Here is an 18,157-nt window from a genome sequence, read left to right as displayed (position 1 = left end):
AGGCTCTAGACCTAGAGCCCTGCGGGAGCTAGCCGCTCTTGCGGTTCCGATCACGCTCGGTCAGCGCGTCGGCGATCCATTCGCGCTTGACGCCCATCCGGTTGGCGCCCTTGCCGGTGTCGGCGTCGGTGCCCCACACCTGCTTGGTGGTGATCCCGAGCGGCTTTAGCGCGGTGGAGAGCTGGGTTGCCTTCGCCGCGCCGGTCGGCAGTTCGGCCCACGGGCCGTAGACCGCCGGGCGCAGCTCGGCGAGCCGGTCCACGATCCGCTCCGACCACGCCTTCTCGGCGTCGCCGATCGCGGTCAGCACGTCGGCGAGCAAGGTGCTTGTGTCCTCGTCCTCCTTGGGCGTGAGGTCGAGGCCGGCGGCGTAGCCGGTCAGCCGTCCGGCCGCCAGCCGTGCGGTTCGTGCGCGGGCGGCGATCTTCTCGGCGTCCGGGCCGTCGATGTACACGCCGCGGGTGATGCGCGGCTCGTCGCCTTCGCCGGCCAGGTAGCCGATGCCCTTGTCCCGAAAGGACAGCGTGGTGGCCCGGATGCCGTTCCGGTACGACGAGGTTCCGAGCACCATGTCGTTGGCCTGCTGGCCGGTGACCTTGAGGCAGAACCGCATCACCGCGTTGTCGCTGATCGCCGTCGGGATGCTCTTCGCGTCCGGCCGCTGCGTTGCCAGGATGATCACGATGCCCAGCGCGGGGCCGCGCTTCACGAGGTCGGTGCAGACCTCCTCGATCTCCGCGCCGTACTCCGGGTGCTCGAACCACTTCTGGCACTCGTCGACGCCGATCACGATCGGGTGCAGGCCGAGGGACTTCTTGCCCGCCAGTTCCGGCGTGACCTTGTTCTCCGGGCACAGGTCCTTCGGCAGTTCCCGGATGACCTTCGCGCGCCGCCGCAACTCGTCGGCGAGTGCGCGCAGGTCGGCGACGGCGTACGCGATGTCCTCCGGCTCGTCGCCGGCGCGGTACCGGTGCGACACCGGCGCCAGCGGCGAGAGGTCGCCGGTTCCCTTGAGGTCGAACGAGTGCAGCTCGGCCCGCGGGTCCAGTGCGGCGATGAGTAGCAGCTCTCGCAGCGTGAACGTCTTGCCCATCCGCGGGATCGCGCCGATGACCATCGAGATGAACATCATGGTGATGTCCACCCACCGGCCGCGCTGGTCGGTGCCGAACGGCTGAGGCTTGAACAGGTCGACGGTGCCGGGCTTCCGCAGTGGCCAAGCTGCCTGTCGCGACTTGGAGAGGTCCTGGTCGCCGACCCACAGGACCATCCGCCCGGGGTGAACCTCGGCGTTGCCCTCCGGCCAGACGCAGCCGAGGGGACGGCCGAGGCCGGACGCGAGCTTCGCGCGCCGCTCGACCACTTCGGACACCGTGACGCCCGGCGGAAGGTCGACGTCGGCGCGCCAACCCGGCCCGTCGCGAGTGATCGGCGCCGTGAACCCGATCGCGTTCGGGTTCTTGGCAAGGGCCTGGTTGATGCCCGCGATGCCGAGCACCGACAGCGCCTGAACGACGTGGTCACTCGTCAGCTTCTGGACCTGAGTGGACAGGACGGCGCGAGACGACACCACCGGGTTGTCCCTGGTGGACCCGAGCTTTCCGAGTAGTCCTACTGCGATGGCGCCGCAGGCCCAGATCACCCACTCGGGCAGGACGTTCGGCAGCGTGAACACCAGGACCAGGCCGACCGTCGAAACGAGACCGAGCTGAATCAGCCGGAGTACGACTCGCCGGTCACGCTGCTGCGACAGCTTCAGGTACAGGTCGGCCTTATCGGCCGTGGCCGTCTCCGACCGGGCCGGGCGCCCTTCGGCGTCGGTCACGTACCGGCCGGTCGCTGCCAGCAGGAGGAAAAGGCCCCGAGGGGAACGCACCGCGAGCCGAAGGGCGTAGAGCGGTGACCGGGCCGCGTGGTAGCCGGCCTTATGCGCGTAGTGCTTCCCCACCCACTTCGCGGCGTCCTTCGCCTCGGACGTCGACTTGAGGTAGCTGGGAATGATCGCTTGGCGATTGTGTGAGCGGAGGCGGTCCAGCCACGACGAGCCGTCCGTGACCTGGCGGTCCACCGGGACGGCCGGCGACTGCTCCGCGGCCTCGTCCCCGGACTCGGCGTCGATGAGGAACGGGTCGGCCTCGACGGGTGCCGTGCTGGGGAACGCGATCACGCGGCCGGTCTGCGGTTCGTTGGTGGTGCTCATCAGTCGTTCACCTCCTGGTCGGTGGTGTCGCGTACGAGGTGTGCGAGGGCAGCGCCGCAGCCGAGGACGACCACCGGCAGGCAGGAGACGAGCGTGGTCACCGGCCAGGGAGCGCGTTCGACGTCCGCCGCGGTCATCAGGTGATAGGCGACCTGGCCGACCATGCCGAGGACGAGCGAGCCCAGGGCGGACCACTTCGCGAAGCTGCGGACTCGGTGGGTCCGGGTCGCCGGGGACAGCCAGACCCGCAGGGCGAATGCCGCGTAGGTCTCGACCCCGATGGGGAGTGTGATCGCCGAGTTGATCGTCAGGTGGTCCCAGATGCCCGGCAGGAGCTGTATCGGGCCGAACCCGGTCAGCCTGCCGAGACCGACCCAACCGCTCCAGACGGCGACGAACGCCGGCAGGGCCAGGAGGAGTACCGGCCACAGCTTGATCCGCCGCACCTTCTCCGGCGTCGCGCCCGGGTCTGCGGTGACGTTGACCTGCGGCTCTGAGTCATCCGAGGCCGGTTCGTCCGAGGTCTCGGACTCCTGATCCGGTTCCTCGACTTCGGCGGGTTCCGTCACCGCGTGCAGCTTCCGCACGGGCTTGGTGTCGGCCTCCTCGTTCAGCGCGGCGAGGATGGCGCGGGCTTTCGGCGCACCCACCTTGAACTCGGTCATGATCCGGTTCCGGGAGGGGCACTCGCCCAGGTCCGCGGCGAACTCGCGGACACGGGGCAGCAGGTCGGTGACCGAAGGCGGGTACGCGCTTCGGGTGTTCGTAGGCGTGTCGAGCCCTACCATGGGTGTTCTCCTGACTGGCTTGGAAGTGGTTGGGAGAAGCCCGGTCCGGCGGGTGGTTCTTGGCGGTTCCGTGCGCCGGGCCGGGGCGGCTTCAAGCGGCCGCGCCGGGGCTGTCCGGCCGGCCCCGGAGGGCCGAGCTGACGTTCTGGCGGCTGATGCGCCGGACGTGTCGATGCGTGGCGGCCCGATCCAGGCTCGGCGCCGGGCTGGTGCTCGCCGCTTCTTGGTCGTGAGCCGTCACGAAGTACTCGGCGATCATCGCGTCGATGTCCGATTCGGTCAGGCCGTCCGGCGCGTAGCTGGGCAAAGGGATGAGGTCATCCATTGGTGTGAACTCCAACGACTTGTAGGTCTCCCGCTCGGGAGCGGCCGGTGGCGGCCGGAACTCAACGTAAGTCCTGTCTATTAACTCTGTCAACTGACATGGGAGAACTGACTTAGCCAACTGACTTGGCCTACGCTGGTGGTATGGCATCCCTGAACCCGGACGACCCGCGTGCGCCGTTCTTGCAAGTAGCTGGCGGTCTCCGGGCCGCGATCCTGTCGGGGGAGTACGCCCCGGGGGCGCAGTTGCCGACCTACCAGGAACTGGCCGATTCCTGGGGGGTGGCGGTGAACACGGCCAAGAGCGCCGTTGCCCACCTCAGGGAAGAGGGCCTGGTGGTGATCCGGCACGGCAAGGGTTCGTTCGTGCGCACTCAGCCGGCCGAAGGTGACTCCGCGGTTCGCTCCGAGGCCTCGGGAGACGAGCGGGTCTGGCAGGCCATTGCCGAGATCAGGAAGCGTCTCGGCGAGATCGAGCGGAAGCTGGGGGAGAACTAGCCGAACAGGGCGCGGAGGAACGTCACGACGCCGTCGATCACTGCGCCGACGCCGTGGGCCGCTCCGCTGGCCCAGCTCGCCGAGTCGGCCGGGTACTTGACGATCAGCACGATGATCGCGAGCCCGACGACCAGGCCGATCGCCTTCCCGACCAGGCCGCTCCCGCTCTTCATAACCGGGAAATTGCTCTTCGCCATCACTGTCTCCTTCGTTCTGCGACGGGCCGGAAGGCCGGTCCGGATCGGGGTTTTCGATCCGGCGTTGTCGCTGATGAACTCAGGAAACCGCGGGAGGGCGGCGGTGCAGCAGTGTGCACGTGGGGGTGCGTTTTTGCACGTGGGGGGTGCACGGGGGGTGCTTTAATGACCTTCGGAGGTACCGGTGGTCGACAAGGGGAAGCAGCCGAACGCACTTCTAGCTGCGGTTATGCGACAGGCGGGGGCGACGAACAAGGGTTTCGCCCGCCGCGTGCGCGAACGCAGCCAGAGAGACGGCGGCGAGCTGGTCAGCGCGGACCACGTGTCGGTCAAGCGCTGGCTCGACGGCACGAAGCCGCACCCGCGCACCTGTCAGCTGATCGCCGGCGTCCTCGGTGAGCTGCTCGGTCGGCCTGTCGGCCTGGACGAGATCGGCTTCGGCGGTGGCGCCGAGACGACCTCGGACGACGTTGGTCTGGAGTACCCCGAGGAGATCGCACACAGCCTGGTCGCGCTGGGCGCGATCACCGAACTCGAGCTGCGGACACCGAAGCGGGTCGGCCCGCTGGCCGTCGTGCCGGAGGCCTGGAGCGGCCTGGTCATCCGGTGGCTGACCGACTCGGACAACGAAGGATCGCGGCCGCCGGCCGAGCCGCGCTCGATCACCGTCGTGGACGTCGAGGCGGTTCGCGAGGCAACCGCGATGTTCAGCAGCTTCGACTACAAGTACGGCGGCGGCCGGCCGAAGTCGCTCGTCGCATCGTTCCTCGACCAGGAGATCTTGCCGAACATCGGCCACGTGTCCCCGCACGACCCGGTCGGGCGTGAGTACTTCCGGGAGGTCGCGGCCTTGACGCGGCTCGCCGGCTGGACTGCGTACGACACGGGCGCGCACGGGCTCGCTCAGCGGTACCTGACGCAGGCGTTTCGCCTGGCGAAGGCGGCCGGTGACAAGCCGCTGTGCGGCCGAATCCTCGCGGGCATGTCGCACCAGGCGAACTTCCTAGGGCACTTCCAGCGCGCCGTCGACCTGGCACGAGCCGCCTACAAGGGCGCCAACGGCTACGCCACCCCGACGACGATGGCGCTCTTCCACGCGATGGAAGCGAGGGCACTCGCGTCGCTCGGCCGGCAGGAGGACGTCACGGCCGCGCTGCTCACGGCCGAGCGTTGGCACGGCCAGGGCAACCGGGACAACGACCCCGAGTGGATTCACTACTTCGACGAAGCCGAGCTGCACGCGGAGTTCGCGCACTGCTTCCGCGACATCGGGAACGCCGAACTGGCGAACCATCACGCCGCCGCTTCGATCGCGGCGTCGGAGTCCACCTACGTCCGGAGCCTCTCGTTCTGTCGGACCGTGCTCGCCACGTCGCACCTGCAAGGCGGGAACCTCGAAGAGGCGTTGGACGTCGCCAGGGCCGTCGTCGATACCGCGGCCAAGCTGAAGTCCTTCCGCGTCATCTCGTATCTCGACGACTTCCGCGGCCGGCTGGGCGGGCACGCCGGTGACCCGCTGGTGAAGGAGTTCCTCGACTTCGCCAGCATCCACCTGCCGTCAGAAGACCTTCCAGTGGCGGGGCGCCTGATCGTCGCGTAGGTCGGCGATCCGCTTCTGAACTTCGGCCTTGACCTCGGCGGACTCGTCGACGGTCTGCGAGAGCCACATGGTCATGTTCAGCTCACGGGTAGCCCTGACCACTGGGAACCCGTCCCAGCTGATCGGGTCGAACCCGTACGCCTCGGTGTACGAGTCGTACTCGGCCTCGGAAGCCCAACCGAACGCCTGGTGACGGACCGAAAGCACGGCCGCGTCCCACTCGCGCGGCCCGAAGGCGAAGTCCTCGAAGTCGATCAGGTTCAGCGTCCCGTCCGGGGCACGCATGACGTTCCCGGGGTGCGCGTCGCCGTGCACGGGGCCGGCGGGAAGCGGGAACTCAAGGTCTTGGAACTTCTCGGTCAGCTCTTCGTACCGCTCGCGCAGGAAGTCGAGGTCAGCCTCAGGGAGCTTGCCCTTCAGAGCCTGCAGACGAGGTTCCACCTTCGGCATCGGCGAGAACGCCGGCAGGCGGAAGTCCTTCGGGTGGGGGAGCGCGTGCAGGTCGTGGAGCAGCTTCCCGAACTCCGCCGGCGTGATCGGGGTGTTGTCCTCTTCGAGGCAGTTCCAGAAGGTGACGGGGAGCCCGTCTTCGATGAACGGCTGTTCGGCTCCGCGTAGCGACGTGGCAGCGGGGAACCCGTTCTCCGCGAGCCAGCCGGCGACAAGTACTTCCTTCGTCGCGGCAGGGATCGAACGTCCGACGCGGACCACAGCCGAGCTGTCGGCCAGGCGGAAGATGGCGTTCTCCCCGAACCGGACCCGCTTCGCGCCGGCCGCGTCGAGCCCGGCGAAGGCACACGCAGCCTCGAAGACGGCTTGTGTCCGCTCTGACGTGAAGGCCTTCGTCGTGGTCATCAGACTCCTCTATCGGGGTGCCTCGGCCAGGCTAGAGCTTCGGCGGGAACGTGTGCGCGCCGAATGACGCGGGGGTGGAACCCGGTCGGCGCGCTGGTCGGGGCCTCAACGCGCCGGCCGGGAGTCATCTCAGCGGACGAGGCCCGCCGCGCGGTCGAAGTTCACAACCGGCGCGGAGCAGGCCACGGCGCATCGTGCTGTAGGTGGTCGCCGCAGCCTCAGCCAGCTCTCGCACGGTGCCGCCAGCGTCGTAGCCAAGAACGTAGGGAGCGAAGTCCAGCTCAACTCGGAAGCCCTTGCCGTGAGCAGGCGGAGCAGCGCCGCTGGCTCGCAAAACCGTGCCGGTCCAGCTCAGCGACAGGTCGAAACGCGTAGCGACCTCGCTGTAGGACTCGCCGCCGTTGACGGCTTCCACCATGGCGGCGTTGCGCAGCTCCAGATCATCGGTCGTCACCGGGCACCTCCGCGACGAGCCACCCGCAAACTTGGCTGACCTTGTCCGCGCAGCGTCACCCCAGCGTGGCGGAGCATGTTCCTCGTCTGGCTGTACGTGAGGTCGTACTTGCTGGCCACCTGGCGGATCGATGCGCCTTGCTCGTACGTCGTGGCCAACCCGGGCGGGCACGGCGGTACACGTCGCATCGGCGGACGGATCGGCACCCCGAGCGCCATCAGCGTCTCTCGCACCCGGCGGTAGCTGAGTCCGCTCTGTGCGGCGAGGTCTTCGATCGTCGCGCCGGCGGTGTACCAGTCACGCAGGAGCGCGGAATCCTCCGGCGTCATCAGGACTCTCCAGATTCGATCGCCGGGGCAGAGTTCCGATCCGCCGCGTCGAGCGATCCGCCGTCAAGCTCGTCCGCGCGCGCGGTCAGCTCGGCTCCGATGTCGACGAGCTGGCGGCCGAGCGTGCGCAGTCCGGTGGCGTACCCGGCATCGTCAGATTGCAGCGTCAACAGCTCGACGGTCACGCGTCCGACCGAGGTATTGACCTTCGCCAGGCCAGCGAGCAGCTGGCGGTCACGCGCGTCCACACGGCACCTCGATTCGCCGGTGCTCGTTCTGGCTGCCGCAGACCGGGCACATCCGGCCCGGTCGTGGGATCACTCGGCGGCGGCTGATGCTGGGCCGGTCGTGCTCCAGCGGGAATCGATCGTTGACCAGGCACCAGGGCAGCAGCATGACGAGCCGCAGATTGGTCATCTCCGAGTGCAAGTAGAGGTGCGCCCATCCGTCGCCGTCGGTGAATTCGTGCCACTCCCAGAAATCGCCCCGAGGAGTGGCGGCGCGCGTCAGAGGACGGTCGTCCACGGCGGTCATCGGATGCCCCGCTCAACCTCGAACTCCCGGAGCGCGACGGCGGCCTGTTCCCAGTCGGCGTCGGTCATATCGGCGTGGGTCTTCGGGGCCCGGTAGGTGCTCAGGTCGATCTCGTTGAGCCGCTGGCCGCGGTTGTTGAACACCGACGGGCCGCTCCAAAGGGCCTGTCGGCCCTCGCGGGAATCACAGTTCATGACGTGACTCCTGGCCGACCCGTCCGCGCGTCACGCAGGGAGATCGTCAGTGCGTCGCCGAGCTGGTTCCGCAGCTGTGCGGCCCGCTCGGCGCTGAAGAAGATCGGCTCTCCAGGCGGCGTCGAGCTGGTCAGCGTGATCCGACCGTCAGCCCGCACTTCGACTTTAAGGAGGACGGGAGCGCCTCGCAGGTCGACGCCCTCTGTGGCCTGGCGGGTACGTAATGGATCACGCATAGTGAGTGACCGTACAAAGATGCAGGTCACAAAGGTTTCCTCCTGGGAAACCTGGATAGGTACGCTGAACGCATGGACTCGATCGGCACCACGATCCGCCGCCTTCGCCGCTGGCGCGGCTTGTCCCTGGACCAGCTCGCTGGCCTATCCGGCCTGTCGAAGGGCTACCTGTCCAAGATCGAGAACGAACGCACGGCGATCGACAAGCGCTCGACGCTCGTCGCGATCGCTGGCGCTCTGCGCGTCAGCCTGTCCGACATCACCGGCGACGGCCTGGAGATACGCGACCCACAGGCCGACACCGCCATTCCCGCCATCCGTGACGCCCTGCTGAGCACGGACCTCGACGGCACCGAATCGCCGATCGGTGATCTCGGCCAGCTGCTATCCGAGACGCAGCTGCTCGCCGCGCTGCGCCAGGCGAACCAAGACGCCGAGGTCGGCGCCCGGCTCCCTGACCTGCTGTTGGCGCTCCACACCCACGTGAGCAAGCCGGAAGCACTCCGTTCGCTCGTCACCGCCACGCACACCACCGCGCTGCTGACCAAGGGGCTCGGCGCTTTCGAGCTGGCATGGATCGCCGCAGACCGCGGTCACGAGGCCGCAGCTCGGCTCGGCGAGCCCGGCTGGATCGCGCTCGCCGAGTTCGCGCGCACGCAGGCCCTTTCCGGGCTCGGCGCGCACAAGCGCGCCGGCAAGCTCGCAGAACGCGCCCTGGACTACGTGCCGGCCGACGCCTACGACGTGCGCGGCGCGCTCACCCTGACCTCGGGCTACACCGAATCCGTGCTGGGCGGAGATGCGGCCGCCGCGCTCGACGAAGCCGCTGGCCTGGCCGAGCACGTCGAGTACGGCAACCGGAACTTCCTGCTGTTCAGCCCGCCGAACGTCGTCCTTTGGCGGATCTCCTCTGCGCTTGAACGAGGTGACCACGCCGAGGCGGCCCAGCTTGCCGCGACCGTCGATCCGGCCGAATTGACGATCGACTCGCGCCGCACGACGTTCTTGATCGAGCACGCCCGCGCGCTCTACGGCATCCGCCGGCCCGACGAGGAGGTGCTGGCGCTCCTGGTCCAGGCCGAAAAGCTAGGGCACATCCGAACCCGGACGAACCCGTTCGTCAGAGAGATCATCTCCACGATGCTTGCCCGCGCCCGGCGCGAGGGCGTCGCTCGCGAGGTCCGCGGCATGGCCGACCGGATGGGGCTAATCAAGACTTCCTAGAAGGGTGTCAGTAGGCGCTTCGAACGGTGTGATGTGACATAACGATATCGGTGGCGATCCCACAAGCACGTTCGGATTCGCTGGGTCTTCGCTCGTAGAACACGATCATGTCGGGTAGGAAGTCCGGTGGTCGAACGCGTTGGGCGGGTCGGTGACGACGTAAGCAGTGACGTTGGTCAGGCTCAGCGACTTCCATCGAGCGCTCCGGATTGAAGGCGCAAGCGTCCCGCGAGTAGGCCAACTGGTGGAACGCCGTCAAGTTGACACTGGTCGAACATGTGTTCGAGGGGCTACTCTGTACCTATGTCGGACAAGAGCGCGATCGAGTGGACTGAAGCGACATGGAACCCCACGACGGGGTGTGATCGCGTTTCTGAGGGGTGCGACAACTGCTATGCCCTGGCTCTCGCGAAGCGGCTCAAGGCGATGGGTGTCGAGAAGTACCAAACTGATGGTGATCCGCGAACGAGTGGTCCGGGATTTGGGGTTGCGTGGCACGAGGATACCCTTTCCGCCCCGTATGCATGGCGAAAGCCGCGCCTGGTATTCGTCAACTCAATGAGTGATCTGTTTCATGCTCGTGTTCCGGTGTCATTTGTGCGCGACGTATTTCAGGTTATGCGTGAGACGCCGCAGCATACCTATCAAATTCTAACCAAGCGTAGCAAGAGGCTTCTCCGGTTAGCCTCAGATCTTCACTGGCCTGAAAATGTTTGGATGGGCGTCAGTGTTGAATCAGCTGATCAATTCGATCGGGTAAGTCATCTGCAAGCCGTTCCCGCTGCGGTCAGGTTCCTATCTTGCGAGCCATTGCTGGGCCCATTGTCGGGCATTCCGCTCGATGGAATCGACTGGGTGATCGCTGGTGGGGAAAGTGGACCTAACGCGCGATCATTGGACCCTGAGTGGGTTCGCGAGATCCGAGACAGGTGTCGTGAATTTTCCACCCCATTTTTCTTTAAGCAATGGGGTGGCGTTCGGGCAAAAAGCGGCGGTCGTACGCTTGACGGTAAGCTCTGGAGTGAGATGCCGACTCCTAGGCACGCTCCACGTACGCTCGCTGAAGCTTCCCTGTAGGAACTGTCTTGATGATGTTTCGAGTCTTTAGGATCTTGAGTGCGCTTCGAATGTGTGTTTCGCGAGCCAGTCCCAATGTGCGACCAAGTAGTTCGCCGAGTTTGCTTTCAATGACGAAGCCGGGTTGACTGCTCAATATTGATTCGATGTTGGTTGCGATCTCGTCAATCCAGGCCTCTTTGTTGTCGTCGAAGCTGAGTCCACGTAGCTCTTCTTGGCCGCCGGTGGCTTCCTCGCGGCGCGATGCGAGCCATTGGCGCCACTCCTGGCGAGCCATGGACATCGATCGCGCCATCTCCCATAAACCATCCCAGTGGCGGGTGAAGAGGATTAGCTCGTATACTGGCTGTGCTTCTAGCGAGTCGGCAACGTTGGCAGTTATCGTGCCATAATTTGCGGCCCGGCAGACACGGTTTGCGTAGCCATGCAGTACTTCCTGAACCCAGCCTTCGTTCTCATTTCGAGCTATCTCCTGCCACCAGTCACCGCCGAGCGCTTCGTTGAGGGCTCGAATCTGGCCTTCTTTTGCAGGGTATTCTTTTTCGCTACGAACCACGCCTGAAATCCGCCGAACGGCCTCGTATGAAAAATTCATAAGAAGCTCGGTCTTGGGCTGCTGAAAGCTCGGCGTCGCTGGCCTGTCTCGTGAGGTAAGGACATGGACGACACGTTCAAAGGGTATTGTTAGACCGTAGGGGTCCAGAAAGACAAGGAGGGGCAGTCCGTCGGTCTTCGCTAAAACGTCGTCGACGTGCTTTTCAACTGGCCCCTGAAGGACCTCGTATGTGGAGGGATCTACGGCCTTGCTTTTCAGTAGCTCGGAAAGCTTATCGCAGTAGTCCTGCTCTTTCTCGCTAAAAACCGAGTACACTGATCGCAAGCTTGCCATAGCCACTGCTGTGTCGACTAGAAGCTCAGGTGATCCCGGGTTTTCGTCCTCGTAGCGCCCGGGGCCGGAGTAAGCGTCGTAAACAACTATCTTGTTGTTGACTGATGTTGAGCCGACCTTTCCCGCCCAGGCGGGGGTGTAACTCTTTAGTAGCTTATGCTTATAGACCGCCGCGGCTTGAGGGGAAAGAAAGAAATTCTTGTTGCTACTCATCGGCTCGATCCCCTCCGTGTCATGATCTAGACAGACAAGGGTAGTTGCACGTATGGCGGCGATCGATCCGCCAGTCCGGTGGTGAACCCGCTCGGTCTGCGATGGTTGCCTGCAGTGTCACGCCGGATTGCAGGCCGAATCGTACACATGTTCTACGGCGAAGGTGGGTACGCTCACCGACGGCGTCCGCGTGTTGCGTCTTTCAGGCGCTCTACCCTATATCCTCAATCGGATCAGGTGCATTTGCGCTAATGCAGTGATGGCACGTCGTGGTGTGCTGTCTCTTGCGCATCTGTGTATGGGGGTCGAAATCGATGTCGATAATGTGCTCTCGCTGAAACTTGATTTTGCTGCCGACGTCCAGTCGCGGGAACGCGAGTGGTCTATTTGTCAGAGAACCCACGAGCTTCCGGCGGCCCACCTTTTCAACGATGACCCACATGCGTTCGCTCCAGCCGTCGCTTTGATCAAACATCAGCTTGACGACGGCGCCGGGTTCAATCGCGTCCTTTTCTTCCTCCTCTGGGATCCAGAATGACTGCGGGTGAAGGCGATTCAGTTTGACACCTGACTTGAGCTTCCAGCGCAGGATGACACGCCCCGTAAGCGTCCACCTGATGCGCGGGCCAAGGCCATCAAATATCGCAGTTTCGATCTGCTCGGCGACCCAGAATGGACGCTTAAGGCGCGGAACCTCGTACAGTTCGGCGATCAGCTCTGCTCGTCGAGGGTCGTCTCGCTCGTAAACCATAACGACGAGGCGCAGGACGAAGCCTGGCGCGAAGCCGTACACGACGATTGCGATCAGCAACGTCGGCCACGAGGCCAAGCTCTGGAGTAGTTCGGTCGCGTTCATGCGAACCGCCCGACTAGACCGGGGAGGTCGGTGAAACGAGCGTCGCGACGAGCGTCGACAAGGATCCCACCGAGTGCTAGTCGTCCCTCGTCGGTCAGTTCGTAGTACCGGCGGGGTGGACGTTTGCCCTTGATGGTTGCAGGGTCTTCCCAGCCATCAGTGAGCCAGCCCTCGTTCAGCATCCGCGTCAAGATCGGATAGAGCACGCCAGACCGCACGCCGGCCGTCTTGGACAGGTGGTAACCCCAGTGTCGACCTGTCGGGTCGTCCAGTATGGCGATCGTCACCTGGACTAACGCATGTGTCTTTCGCAAGTCTCGTAATCTACATAGGTAGTTTACTGGTGTCTACGGTGAGTAGGGCGCCCTTCCAGCGAAAGAGGGCGAGGGGGCGACCGGTCGGTCCTCGGCTCCTCGAACGAGCTGAGTGGCATGCGGGGCACGTACATCCAGTTGCTGTCTCCAGCCTGCTGCGGCCTGGTGAGTGGCTCAATGAGTGACAATCCGGGTGGTCAACCCCGGACGCGCACGGACGCACAGGGACCTTGGAAGCGCAGGTCAGAGCCCTGAGGCTAAGGTCAACAAGTGACGAATTCCGCTCGTAATGAATAGGTCAGGGGTTCGATTCCCCTAGGCGGCTCAGCAAGTGGTTGGCCCCTGCCCCTCGAGGGCAGGGGCCATTTTCTTGCTTCGCGTGTCTTGTGGGGCTCCGCCCCACACCCCGTCCGGTGGGCTCCGCCCCCGGCCCCCCGCGTGGTCGGCTTGGGAGCGGATGCGCGAATTTGTTCTTTCAGAACCACCCGGTTGAGGGAAGTTCTAGCTCGCTCGTTGGCGGGTGCGTTCTTGGAGGTTCTCGTACCAGCGGCTTCCTCGGGGGCCGCAGCTTGTGTGGATGTGGTCCCTCAGCTTGCCTGTTGCCTGGTTGAAGCGGGTCAGCTCGTTGTTGCTGCGGGCTATCTCCTGCTGGACCCGGTTCACTCCCGCCGACAGCGTGCGGACCGTTGTGCGCGTTGCCTCCGCGTGGCGGCGTAGGCGGGCTCTGCCGCGGGCCGCGTTTGACAGGTGGTGCTCCAGTTTTCGGACGCCTGCTGCCAGTTCGCGTTTCGAGCCCATTGCCTGGTGCTTGTGGCCGTGCCACTCGTCGGCCAGTAGGCGAGATGCGTGGTGGCGCTGGGTCAGCAGCCGGAAGTTGACCTCGCCGTGCGTTGTCCGGCGCAGCTGGTCCAGTTCGCGCGCCTTGCGCTCGAGCACGACGCGGTCCGCCGCAAGTACCTGGACGGCGTGGTCCGAGCGCTTCCGCAGCCGCTCGACTTCGGCCACCTGCTTGGTGATCGTCGCCATTTCCGCCTGCTCGGCGGTCGCCCGCCGGCGGCGCCGGAACACCACGTCGATCGCGAGCAGGACCGTCACGACCGGGACCAGGTACGGCCATTCGTGAGCGAGGAGCCGGACGACGCCCTCGAGCAACGACGAGAGCAGGACGAGGGCGAACAACGCGCCCATCAGGCAGCCGAGCGCTTTCTGCACGGGGAAGTCGCTTTCGTCAGCGGCGGGAATCCAGGCCGCGCCAGGCCGCGATGGCCGTCTTCGTTTCGGCCACCGACAGTGAGTCGCTCAGCCGGACCAGCGTGTCGCCGCTGTTCGCGTGGTGGCCGATGATCTGACCGGAGAGGATCGTCAGCGTGCCCTGGGTCGCGATCCTCTCGGACGACGAAATGCGCAGGTCGCAGGCCATCCGCACCATCTCGCGGTAGCCGTGGTGCAGCTCGTCGAGGGACACCTTGATCTGTTCGCTGTCGCGCATCCGGGTGTCGAAGAGCCCGATGATCGTGCTCTGGCGGGCGCGGATCAGCTTCGTCGCGGTGTCGTGCCGGGCCTGCAGCCTGCCCTTCTCGATCCGGAACCGGCCGATCTCCACCGCGCAGGCCCCGACGGTGGCGACGATCTCGGCCGCCGCACCCAGCGGGTTCAGCGCCTTGGCCACACTGGTGACCGAGTCCGCGAGGACGGCACGTCCGTTCTGCACTCGAATGAGCTCGTTGAGCATGTCAGGTCGATCGTGGCTTGACTCCGCTTCGTTACAAGTCGGCACTCTGTGTGATCAATTGGAGAGCCGGTCGCCCGGCGAGTGGGGAGATCACTGCCCGGACGAACGAAGGCCCCCGGCTCGTGGCCGGGGGCCTTCGGAGGGGCGGGGGGCTTACTTCGGGGGCGTTACTTTCAGGACCGTGGCCTTCGCGTCGCCTCGGGGGGTTCGGTAGGTGATCTCGTCGCCCGCCTTGCGGCCCACCAGGGCCAGGCCCAGGGGGCTGTCGGAAGTGATCGCGTCCGCGTCTTCGCCCGGGACCGTCACCACCTGGAACGTCTCTTCGTCGCCGTCCGAGAAGCGGAGGGCCACCGTTGTCCCGTCGGGGAGCTGGGCGTTGCCGTAGCCGCCGTGCTCCATCTTCGCCGCCAGGTCCGCGATCTGGCGGTCGAGCCGGGCTGCCGCCTCCGCGCGGTCGATCACGTCCGCCTGGTCCGCCGCGTCCCCCGTGCGCTCCTGCTCGCCGGGTTGCGGCGCGAGCGCCTCGCGTTGAGCACGCAAGTTCGCGATTTCCTTCTCCAGCTGGCTGCGCGCAGCCGAGCTGAGCCCCTTGTCCCCTGAGATCACCATGCGCGCATTGTCCGCTGCGCGGACCGGGGTGGCCAATCCGGTTTTTCACCCCGGGGCCACCCGCAGGACGTCTGCCCTAGGATTCGGGGCTGCAGTCCAGGAAGAAGGTAACGAGAATCACCGTGAGCGCAGTCCCCGGTCGCAGCGAGCGGCTCTCTCCCAACCAGCTGGCCAAGCAGGAACAGATCGTCGAAGCCGCGCGCGTCGTCCTCGCGCGCGACGGGCTCGCCGGGTGCACCGTGCGGGCCATCGCCGATGCCGGCCCGCTCACCAAGAGCGCGATCCACTACTACTTCGCCGACATCGACGTCCTCATCGACCGCGCGATGGCCGCGCACATCACCGCCTTCGCCGCGGGGCTGCGCGAGGTCGCCGCGAAGCACGACGAGCCACGCGTGCGCCTCTTCGCCGTCCTCGAGGAGTACCTGAGCGTCTTCGCGGGCAACCCCAACGCGGCGTTCCTCTGGTTCGAGTACTGGATCGCGGCCGGGCGCGCGCAGCACCCGCAGGCCATCGACGTCATGCTCACGTCGCTCACCGAACTGCTGGCCGAGCTGCTCGCCCCGCTCGACGTCGACGACCCGCGGGCGCGGGCCCGCGCGCTGCTGTCGTACCTGCTGGGCACCGTCGTCCAGCAGCGGGTGCGCCCTCGGCCGTTCGCCACGCTGCGTGCCGACATCGAGGCGCTCTGCTTCGCCAACTACGGCTAGAAACGCCCTATAGATCCGTAGACGTACGGATTGCGCACTACGTCCGGCTCCCGCCAAGGTCGAAGCACCCCCGAGAGCAGGAGACGTGATGCGCCCACGAACGTGCATGGCGGCGGCCGCGGCCGTCCTTCTGATGCTCGCCACCGGCGGCCAGGCCGTCGCCCAGCCGGCCGGACCGCAGGTCTACGAGGTGAGCGGCACCGGCACGGCCCAGCAGCGCACCGAGGTCGCGAGGACCGGTGCCGACATCCTCGACAGCGCGAACGGCACGACGACGGTCATCGCCAACCCCGGCGAAGCGGCCCAGCTGCGTGCGCTCGGCTTCGGCGTCAAGGCGCTCGGCGCGGTCGACCGGCCGCAGAGCACCGCGACCGTCGAGGACTTCCCGGCCGGCTACACCGGCTACCACACGTACGCCGAGACCCAGACCGAGCTGCAGAAGGCCGTCGCGAACTACCCGTCGCTGACGAAGCTCGGCAGCGCCGGCACCTCGTACGAAGGCCGCGCGCTTTCGCTGATCAAGATCTCCGACAACGCGGCGACCGACGAGAACGAGCCCGAGGTGCTGTTCACCTGCAACCAGCACGCGCGCGAGCACCTCACCACCGAGATGTGCCTGCACATCGTGCAGCGGCTGACCAGCGGGTACGCCACGGATCCCGCGATCAAGCGGCTCGTCGACAGCACCGAGATCTGGGTCGTCCCGAGCGTCAACCCGGACGGCGCCGAGTACGACATCTCCGGCGGTACGTTCCACAGCTGGCGCAAGAACCGCCAGGGCGCCGGCACCGACACCAACCGCAACTGGGGCTACAAGTGGGGCTGCTGCGGCGGCTCGTCGGGCTCGACGTCCAGCGAGACCTACCGCGGCACGGCGGCGTTCTCCGCCCCCGAGGCCCGGGCCGTCTCGAACTGGGTGAACTCCCGCGTGGTCGGCGGCGTCCAGCAGATCAAGACGCACATCGACTTCCACACCTACTCCGAGCTGGTGCTCTGGCCGTTCGGCTACACCTACGACCGGACCGCGCCCGGGCTCACCGCGGCCGAGGCGACGAAGTTCGAGACGCTCGGCAAGCAGATGGCGGCGACCAACAGCTACACGCCGCAGCAGTCCAGCGACCTCTACATCACCGACGGCAGCGTCAACGACTGGATGTGGGCGACGCACAAGATCTGGAGCTTCACCTTCGAGATGTACCCGAAGGGCAGCAGCCCGGGCTTCTACCCGCGCGACACCCAGATCGTCCCGCAGACCACGCGCAACGACAAAGCCGTCGACATCCTGATCAACGCGGCGATCACCGGGTGACGCGCCGGGCGCGGTCTAGGGTGCGGGCATGCCTCTGTTCTCGTTCGAAGGGCTCAGCCCACAGGTCCACCCGGACGCCTGGATCGCGCCCACCGCCACCCTCATCGGCGACGTCGTCGTCGAGAAGGACGCCTCGGTCTGGTACGGCGCCGTGCTGCGCGCCGATTTCGGCAAGATCATCGTCCGGGAGGGCGCCAACATCCAGGACAACTCGGTCGTGCACGTCAACGTCGGCAAGGTGTGCGAGATCGGCAAGAACGCCACCGTCGGCCACCAGTGCCTGGTGCACGACTGCACGGTCGGCGAGCAGGCCCTGATCGGGAACGGCTCCACGATCCTGGACGACGCGAAGATCGGCGAGCGGACGCTGGTCGCGGCCGGCGCCACCGTGACGCCGGGTACCGAGGTGCCGTCCGAGGTCGTCGCGATGGGCAGCCCGGCGAAGAAGTTCGTGCCGCTCACCGACTCCGCACGGCTGTGGGTGGAGCACAACGCGCCCGTCTACCAGGACTTGGCGAAGCGGCACAAGGCAGGCGTCGAGGCCCTGGATTGAAGTTGACTCTCCAGTAGCTGGAGACTCTAGCTTCGGGGCATGGCTCCGAAGAAACTCACCCACCAGGTCACCCTCGAACTCAGCGCGGGCAACGCCCCGGTCGTCGACCTCGGCAAGATGCTGGGGCAGACCGGGGTCAACCTCGTCGAGATCAAGAAGGCCTACGACGCGGCGACGGCGGCCCAGCGCGGCGACATCGTGCCGGTGGTCGTCTCGGTGTTCGAGGACCGCTCGTTCGCGCTGCGGCTCAAGACGCCGCCCACGTCGTTCCTCATCAAGAAGGCGTTGGGGGACAAGGGTTCCTCGCGGCCCGGGCACGAGGTCGCGGGGAAGATCACGAAGGATCAGCTGCGCGGGATCGCCGAGCGGAAGCTGCCGGACCTCAACACCTCCGACGTCGAGATGGCGATGCGCACGATCGCGGGCACGGCCCGGTCCATGGGCGTCGTGGTCGTCGACTGA

General features: G+C 66.2%; 25 protein-coding genes. 8 read left to right on the top strand and 17 right to left on the bottom strand.

The window, feature by feature from the left end; translation table 11 throughout:
- Positions 1–28: 28 nt before the first annotated feature.
- The 3 genes from QQ657_RS27215 to QQ657_RS27205 all read right to left on the bottom strand — a co-directional run bounded on the left by QQ657_RS27215 (position 29) and on the right by QQ657_RS27205 (position 3,313).
- Positions 29–2,200: a P-loop NTPase family protein gene (locus tag QQ657_RS27215; protein WP_284745095.1), complete on the bottom strand. Its 2,172-nt coding sequence runs from the start codon at positions 2,198–2,200 to the stop codon at positions 29–31.
- Positions 2,200–2,988, bottom strand: coding sequence for an ABC transporter permease (locus tag QQ657_RS27210; RefSeq protein WP_284745094.1), 789 nt, complete (start codon positions 2,986–2,988; stop codon positions 2,200–2,202). The genes QQ657_RS27215 and QQ657_RS27210 overlap by 1 nt, the downstream gene beginning before the upstream one ends.
- A 91-nt stretch (positions 2,989–3,079) precedes the next feature.
- Complete coding sequence (locus QQ657_RS27205) at positions 3,080–3,313, bottom strand: hypothetical protein (protein ID WP_284745093.1); 234 nt, start codon at positions 3,311–3,313, stop codon at positions 3,080–3,082.
- 143 nt (positions 3,314–3,456) lie between these two features.
- On the opposite strand from QQ657_RS27205, the gene QQ657_RS27200 reads away from it, so the two are divergent.
- Positions 3,457–3,810: a GntR family transcriptional regulator gene (locus QQ657_RS27200; protein ID WP_284745092.1), complete on the top strand. Its 354-nt coding sequence runs from the start codon at positions 3,457–3,459 to the stop codon at positions 3,808–3,810.
- Here QQ657_RS27200 and QQ657_RS27195 read toward each other — a convergent pair.
- Positions 3,807–4,007 (bottom strand): hypothetical protein, encoded by a 201-nt coding sequence (locus QQ657_RS27195; RefSeq protein ID WP_284745091.1) that lies wholly within the window; start codon positions 4,005–4,007, stop codon positions 3,807–3,809. The two genes, QQ657_RS27200 and QQ657_RS27195, sit on opposite strands and share 4 nt — an antisense overlap.
- A gap of 184 nt (positions 4,008–4,191) precedes the next feature.
- Here QQ657_RS27195 and QQ657_RS27190 point away from each other — a divergent pair, with 184 nt between their 5' ends.
- Complete coding sequence (locus QQ657_RS27190) at positions 4,192–5,607, top strand: NsdA family TPR-like regulatory protein (protein WP_491047358.1); 1,416 nt, start codon at positions 4,192–4,194, stop codon at positions 5,605–5,607.
- Here QQ657_RS27190 and QQ657_RS27185 read toward each other — a convergent pair.
- The 7 genes from QQ657_RS27185 to QQ657_RS27155 form a co-directional block, all read right to left on the bottom strand.
- Positions 5,566–6,462: a phosphotransferase family protein gene (locus tag QQ657_RS27185; RefSeq protein WP_284745089.1), complete on the bottom strand. Its 897-nt coding sequence runs from the start codon at positions 6,460–6,462 to the stop codon at positions 5,566–5,568. The two genes, QQ657_RS27190 and QQ657_RS27185, sit on opposite strands and share 42 nt — an antisense overlap.
- A 124-nt stretch (positions 6,463–6,586) precedes the next feature.
- Positions 6,587–6,916: a helix-turn-helix domain-containing protein gene (locus QQ657_RS27180; protein WP_284745088.1), complete on the bottom strand. Its 330-nt coding sequence runs from the start codon at positions 6,914–6,916 to the stop codon at positions 6,587–6,589.
- Entirely contained in the window at positions 6,913–7,245 is a 333-nt protein-coding gene (locus QQ657_RS27175; protein WP_284745087.1) for a helix-turn-helix domain-containing protein, read from the bottom strand. Before QQ657_RS27175 ends, QQ657_RS27180 begins: the two co-directional genes overlap by 4 nt.
- The gene (locus tag QQ657_RS27170) at positions 7,245–7,493 is read right to left on the bottom strand and encodes a hypothetical protein (RefSeq protein WP_284745086.1); all 249 of its coding nucleotides are present in this window, start codon (positions 7,491–7,493) and stop codon (positions 7,245–7,247) included. Before QQ657_RS27170 ends, QQ657_RS27175 begins: the two co-directional genes overlap by 1 nt.
- The gene (locus QQ657_RS27165; RefSeq protein ID WP_284745085.1) at positions 7,480–7,779 is read right to left on the bottom strand and encodes a hypothetical protein; all 300 of its coding nucleotides are present in this window, start codon (positions 7,777–7,779) and stop codon (positions 7,480–7,482) included. The genes QQ657_RS27170 and QQ657_RS27165 overlap by 14 nt, the downstream gene beginning before the upstream one ends.
- Positions 7,776–7,973: a hypothetical protein gene (locus tag QQ657_RS27160; protein ID WP_284745084.1), complete on the bottom strand. Its 198-nt coding sequence runs from the start codon at positions 7,971–7,973 to the stop codon at positions 7,776–7,778. The genes QQ657_RS27165 and QQ657_RS27160 overlap by 4 nt, the downstream gene beginning before the upstream one ends.
- Complete coding sequence (locus tag QQ657_RS27155) at positions 7,970–8,131, bottom strand: hypothetical protein (protein WP_284745083.1); 162 nt, start codon at positions 8,129–8,131, stop codon at positions 7,970–7,972. The genes QQ657_RS27160 and QQ657_RS27155 overlap by 4 nt, the downstream gene beginning before the upstream one ends.
- Positions 8,132–8,281: 150 nt before the next feature.
- On the opposite strand from QQ657_RS27155, the gene QQ657_RS27150 reads away from it, so the two are divergent.
- A complete protein-coding gene (locus tag QQ657_RS27150; RefSeq protein WP_284745082.1) occupies positions 8,282–9,433 on the top strand; it encodes a helix-turn-helix domain-containing protein in 1,152 nt (383 codons plus the stop codon).
- 276 nt (positions 9,434–9,709) lie between these two features.
- Positions 9,710–10,510 carry a DUF5131 family protein gene (locus tag QQ657_RS27145; RefSeq protein WP_350310708.1) on the top strand — a complete coding sequence of 267 codons (801 nt, stop codon included), beginning with the start codon at positions 9,710–9,712 and terminating at the stop codon, positions 10,508–10,510.
- On the opposite strand, the gene tcmP is transcribed toward QQ657_RS27145, so the two are convergent.
- From tcmP to QQ657_RS27115, 6 genes are all read right to left on the bottom strand, one after another.
- On the bottom strand, positions 10,470–11,612 hold the full coding sequence (gene tcmP, locus QQ657_RS27140) for a three-Cys-motif partner protein TcmP (protein WP_284745080.1): 1,143 nt from the start codon (positions 11,610–11,612) through the stop codon (positions 10,470–10,472). The two genes, QQ657_RS27145 and tcmP, sit on opposite strands and share 41 nt — an antisense overlap.
- A gap of 211 nt (positions 11,613–11,823) precedes the next feature.
- On the bottom strand, positions 11,824–12,468 hold the full coding sequence (locus tag QQ657_RS27135) for a DUF2314 domain-containing protein (RefSeq protein WP_284745079.1): 645 nt from the start codon (positions 12,466–12,468) through the stop codon (positions 11,824–11,826).
- Positions 12,465–12,755: a PadR family transcriptional regulator gene (locus QQ657_RS27130; protein ID WP_284745078.1), complete on the bottom strand. Its 291-nt coding sequence runs from the start codon at positions 12,753–12,755 to the stop codon at positions 12,465–12,467. Before QQ657_RS27130 ends, QQ657_RS27135 begins: the two co-directional genes overlap by 4 nt.
- 528 nt (positions 12,756–13,283) lie before the next feature.
- Positions 13,284–13,994, bottom strand: coding sequence for a hypothetical protein (locus tag QQ657_RS27125; protein ID WP_284745077.1), 711 nt, complete (start codon positions 13,992–13,994; stop codon positions 13,284–13,286).
- A gap of 16 nt (positions 13,995–14,010) precedes the next feature.
- Entirely contained in the window at positions 14,011–14,493 is a 483-nt protein-coding gene (locus QQ657_RS27120; RefSeq protein ID WP_284745076.1) for a hypothetical protein, read from the bottom strand.
- Between the two features lie 174 nt (positions 14,494–14,667).
- A complete protein-coding gene (locus tag QQ657_RS27115; protein WP_284745075.1) occupies positions 14,668–15,123 on the bottom strand; it encodes a GreA/GreB family elongation factor in 456 nt (151 codons plus the stop codon).
- A gap of 122 nt (positions 15,124–15,245) precedes the next feature.
- Here QQ657_RS27115 and QQ657_RS27110 point away from each other — a divergent pair, with 122 nt between their 5' ends.
- The 4 genes from QQ657_RS27110 to QQ657_RS27095 all read left to right on the top strand — a co-directional run bounded on the left by QQ657_RS27110 (position 15,246) and on the right by QQ657_RS27095 (position 18,157).
- Positions 15,246–15,833, top strand: coding sequence for a TetR/AcrR family transcriptional regulator (locus QQ657_RS27110; RefSeq protein ID WP_284745074.1), 588 nt, complete (start codon positions 15,246–15,248; stop codon positions 15,831–15,833).
- 106 nt (positions 15,834–15,939) lie between these two features.
- A complete protein-coding gene (locus QQ657_RS27105) occupies positions 15,940–17,142 on the top strand; it encodes a M14 family metallopeptidase (protein ID WP_284745186.1) in 1,203 nt (400 codons plus the stop codon).
- A gap of 28 nt (positions 17,143–17,170) precedes the next feature.
- Complete coding sequence (locus QQ657_RS27100; protein WP_284745073.1) at positions 17,171–17,695, top strand: gamma carbonic anhydrase family protein; 525 nt, start codon at positions 17,171–17,173, stop codon at positions 17,693–17,695.
- A gap of 39 nt (positions 17,696–17,734) precedes the next feature.
- Complete coding sequence (locus tag QQ657_RS27095; RefSeq protein ID WP_284745072.1) at positions 17,735–18,157, top strand: uL11 family ribosomal protein; 423 nt, start codon at positions 17,735–17,737, stop codon at positions 18,155–18,157.

Source organism: Amycolatopsis ponsaeliensis (assembly GCF_030182635.1).
In the GTDB taxonomy this organism is placed as follows: domain Bacteria; phylum Actinomycetota; class Actinomycetes; order Mycobacteriales; family Pseudonocardiaceae; genus Amycolatopsis; species Amycolatopsis ponsaeliensis.
Note: the sequence above shows the minus strand (reverse complement) of the source record. Positions and strands in the feature narration are given on the sequence as shown.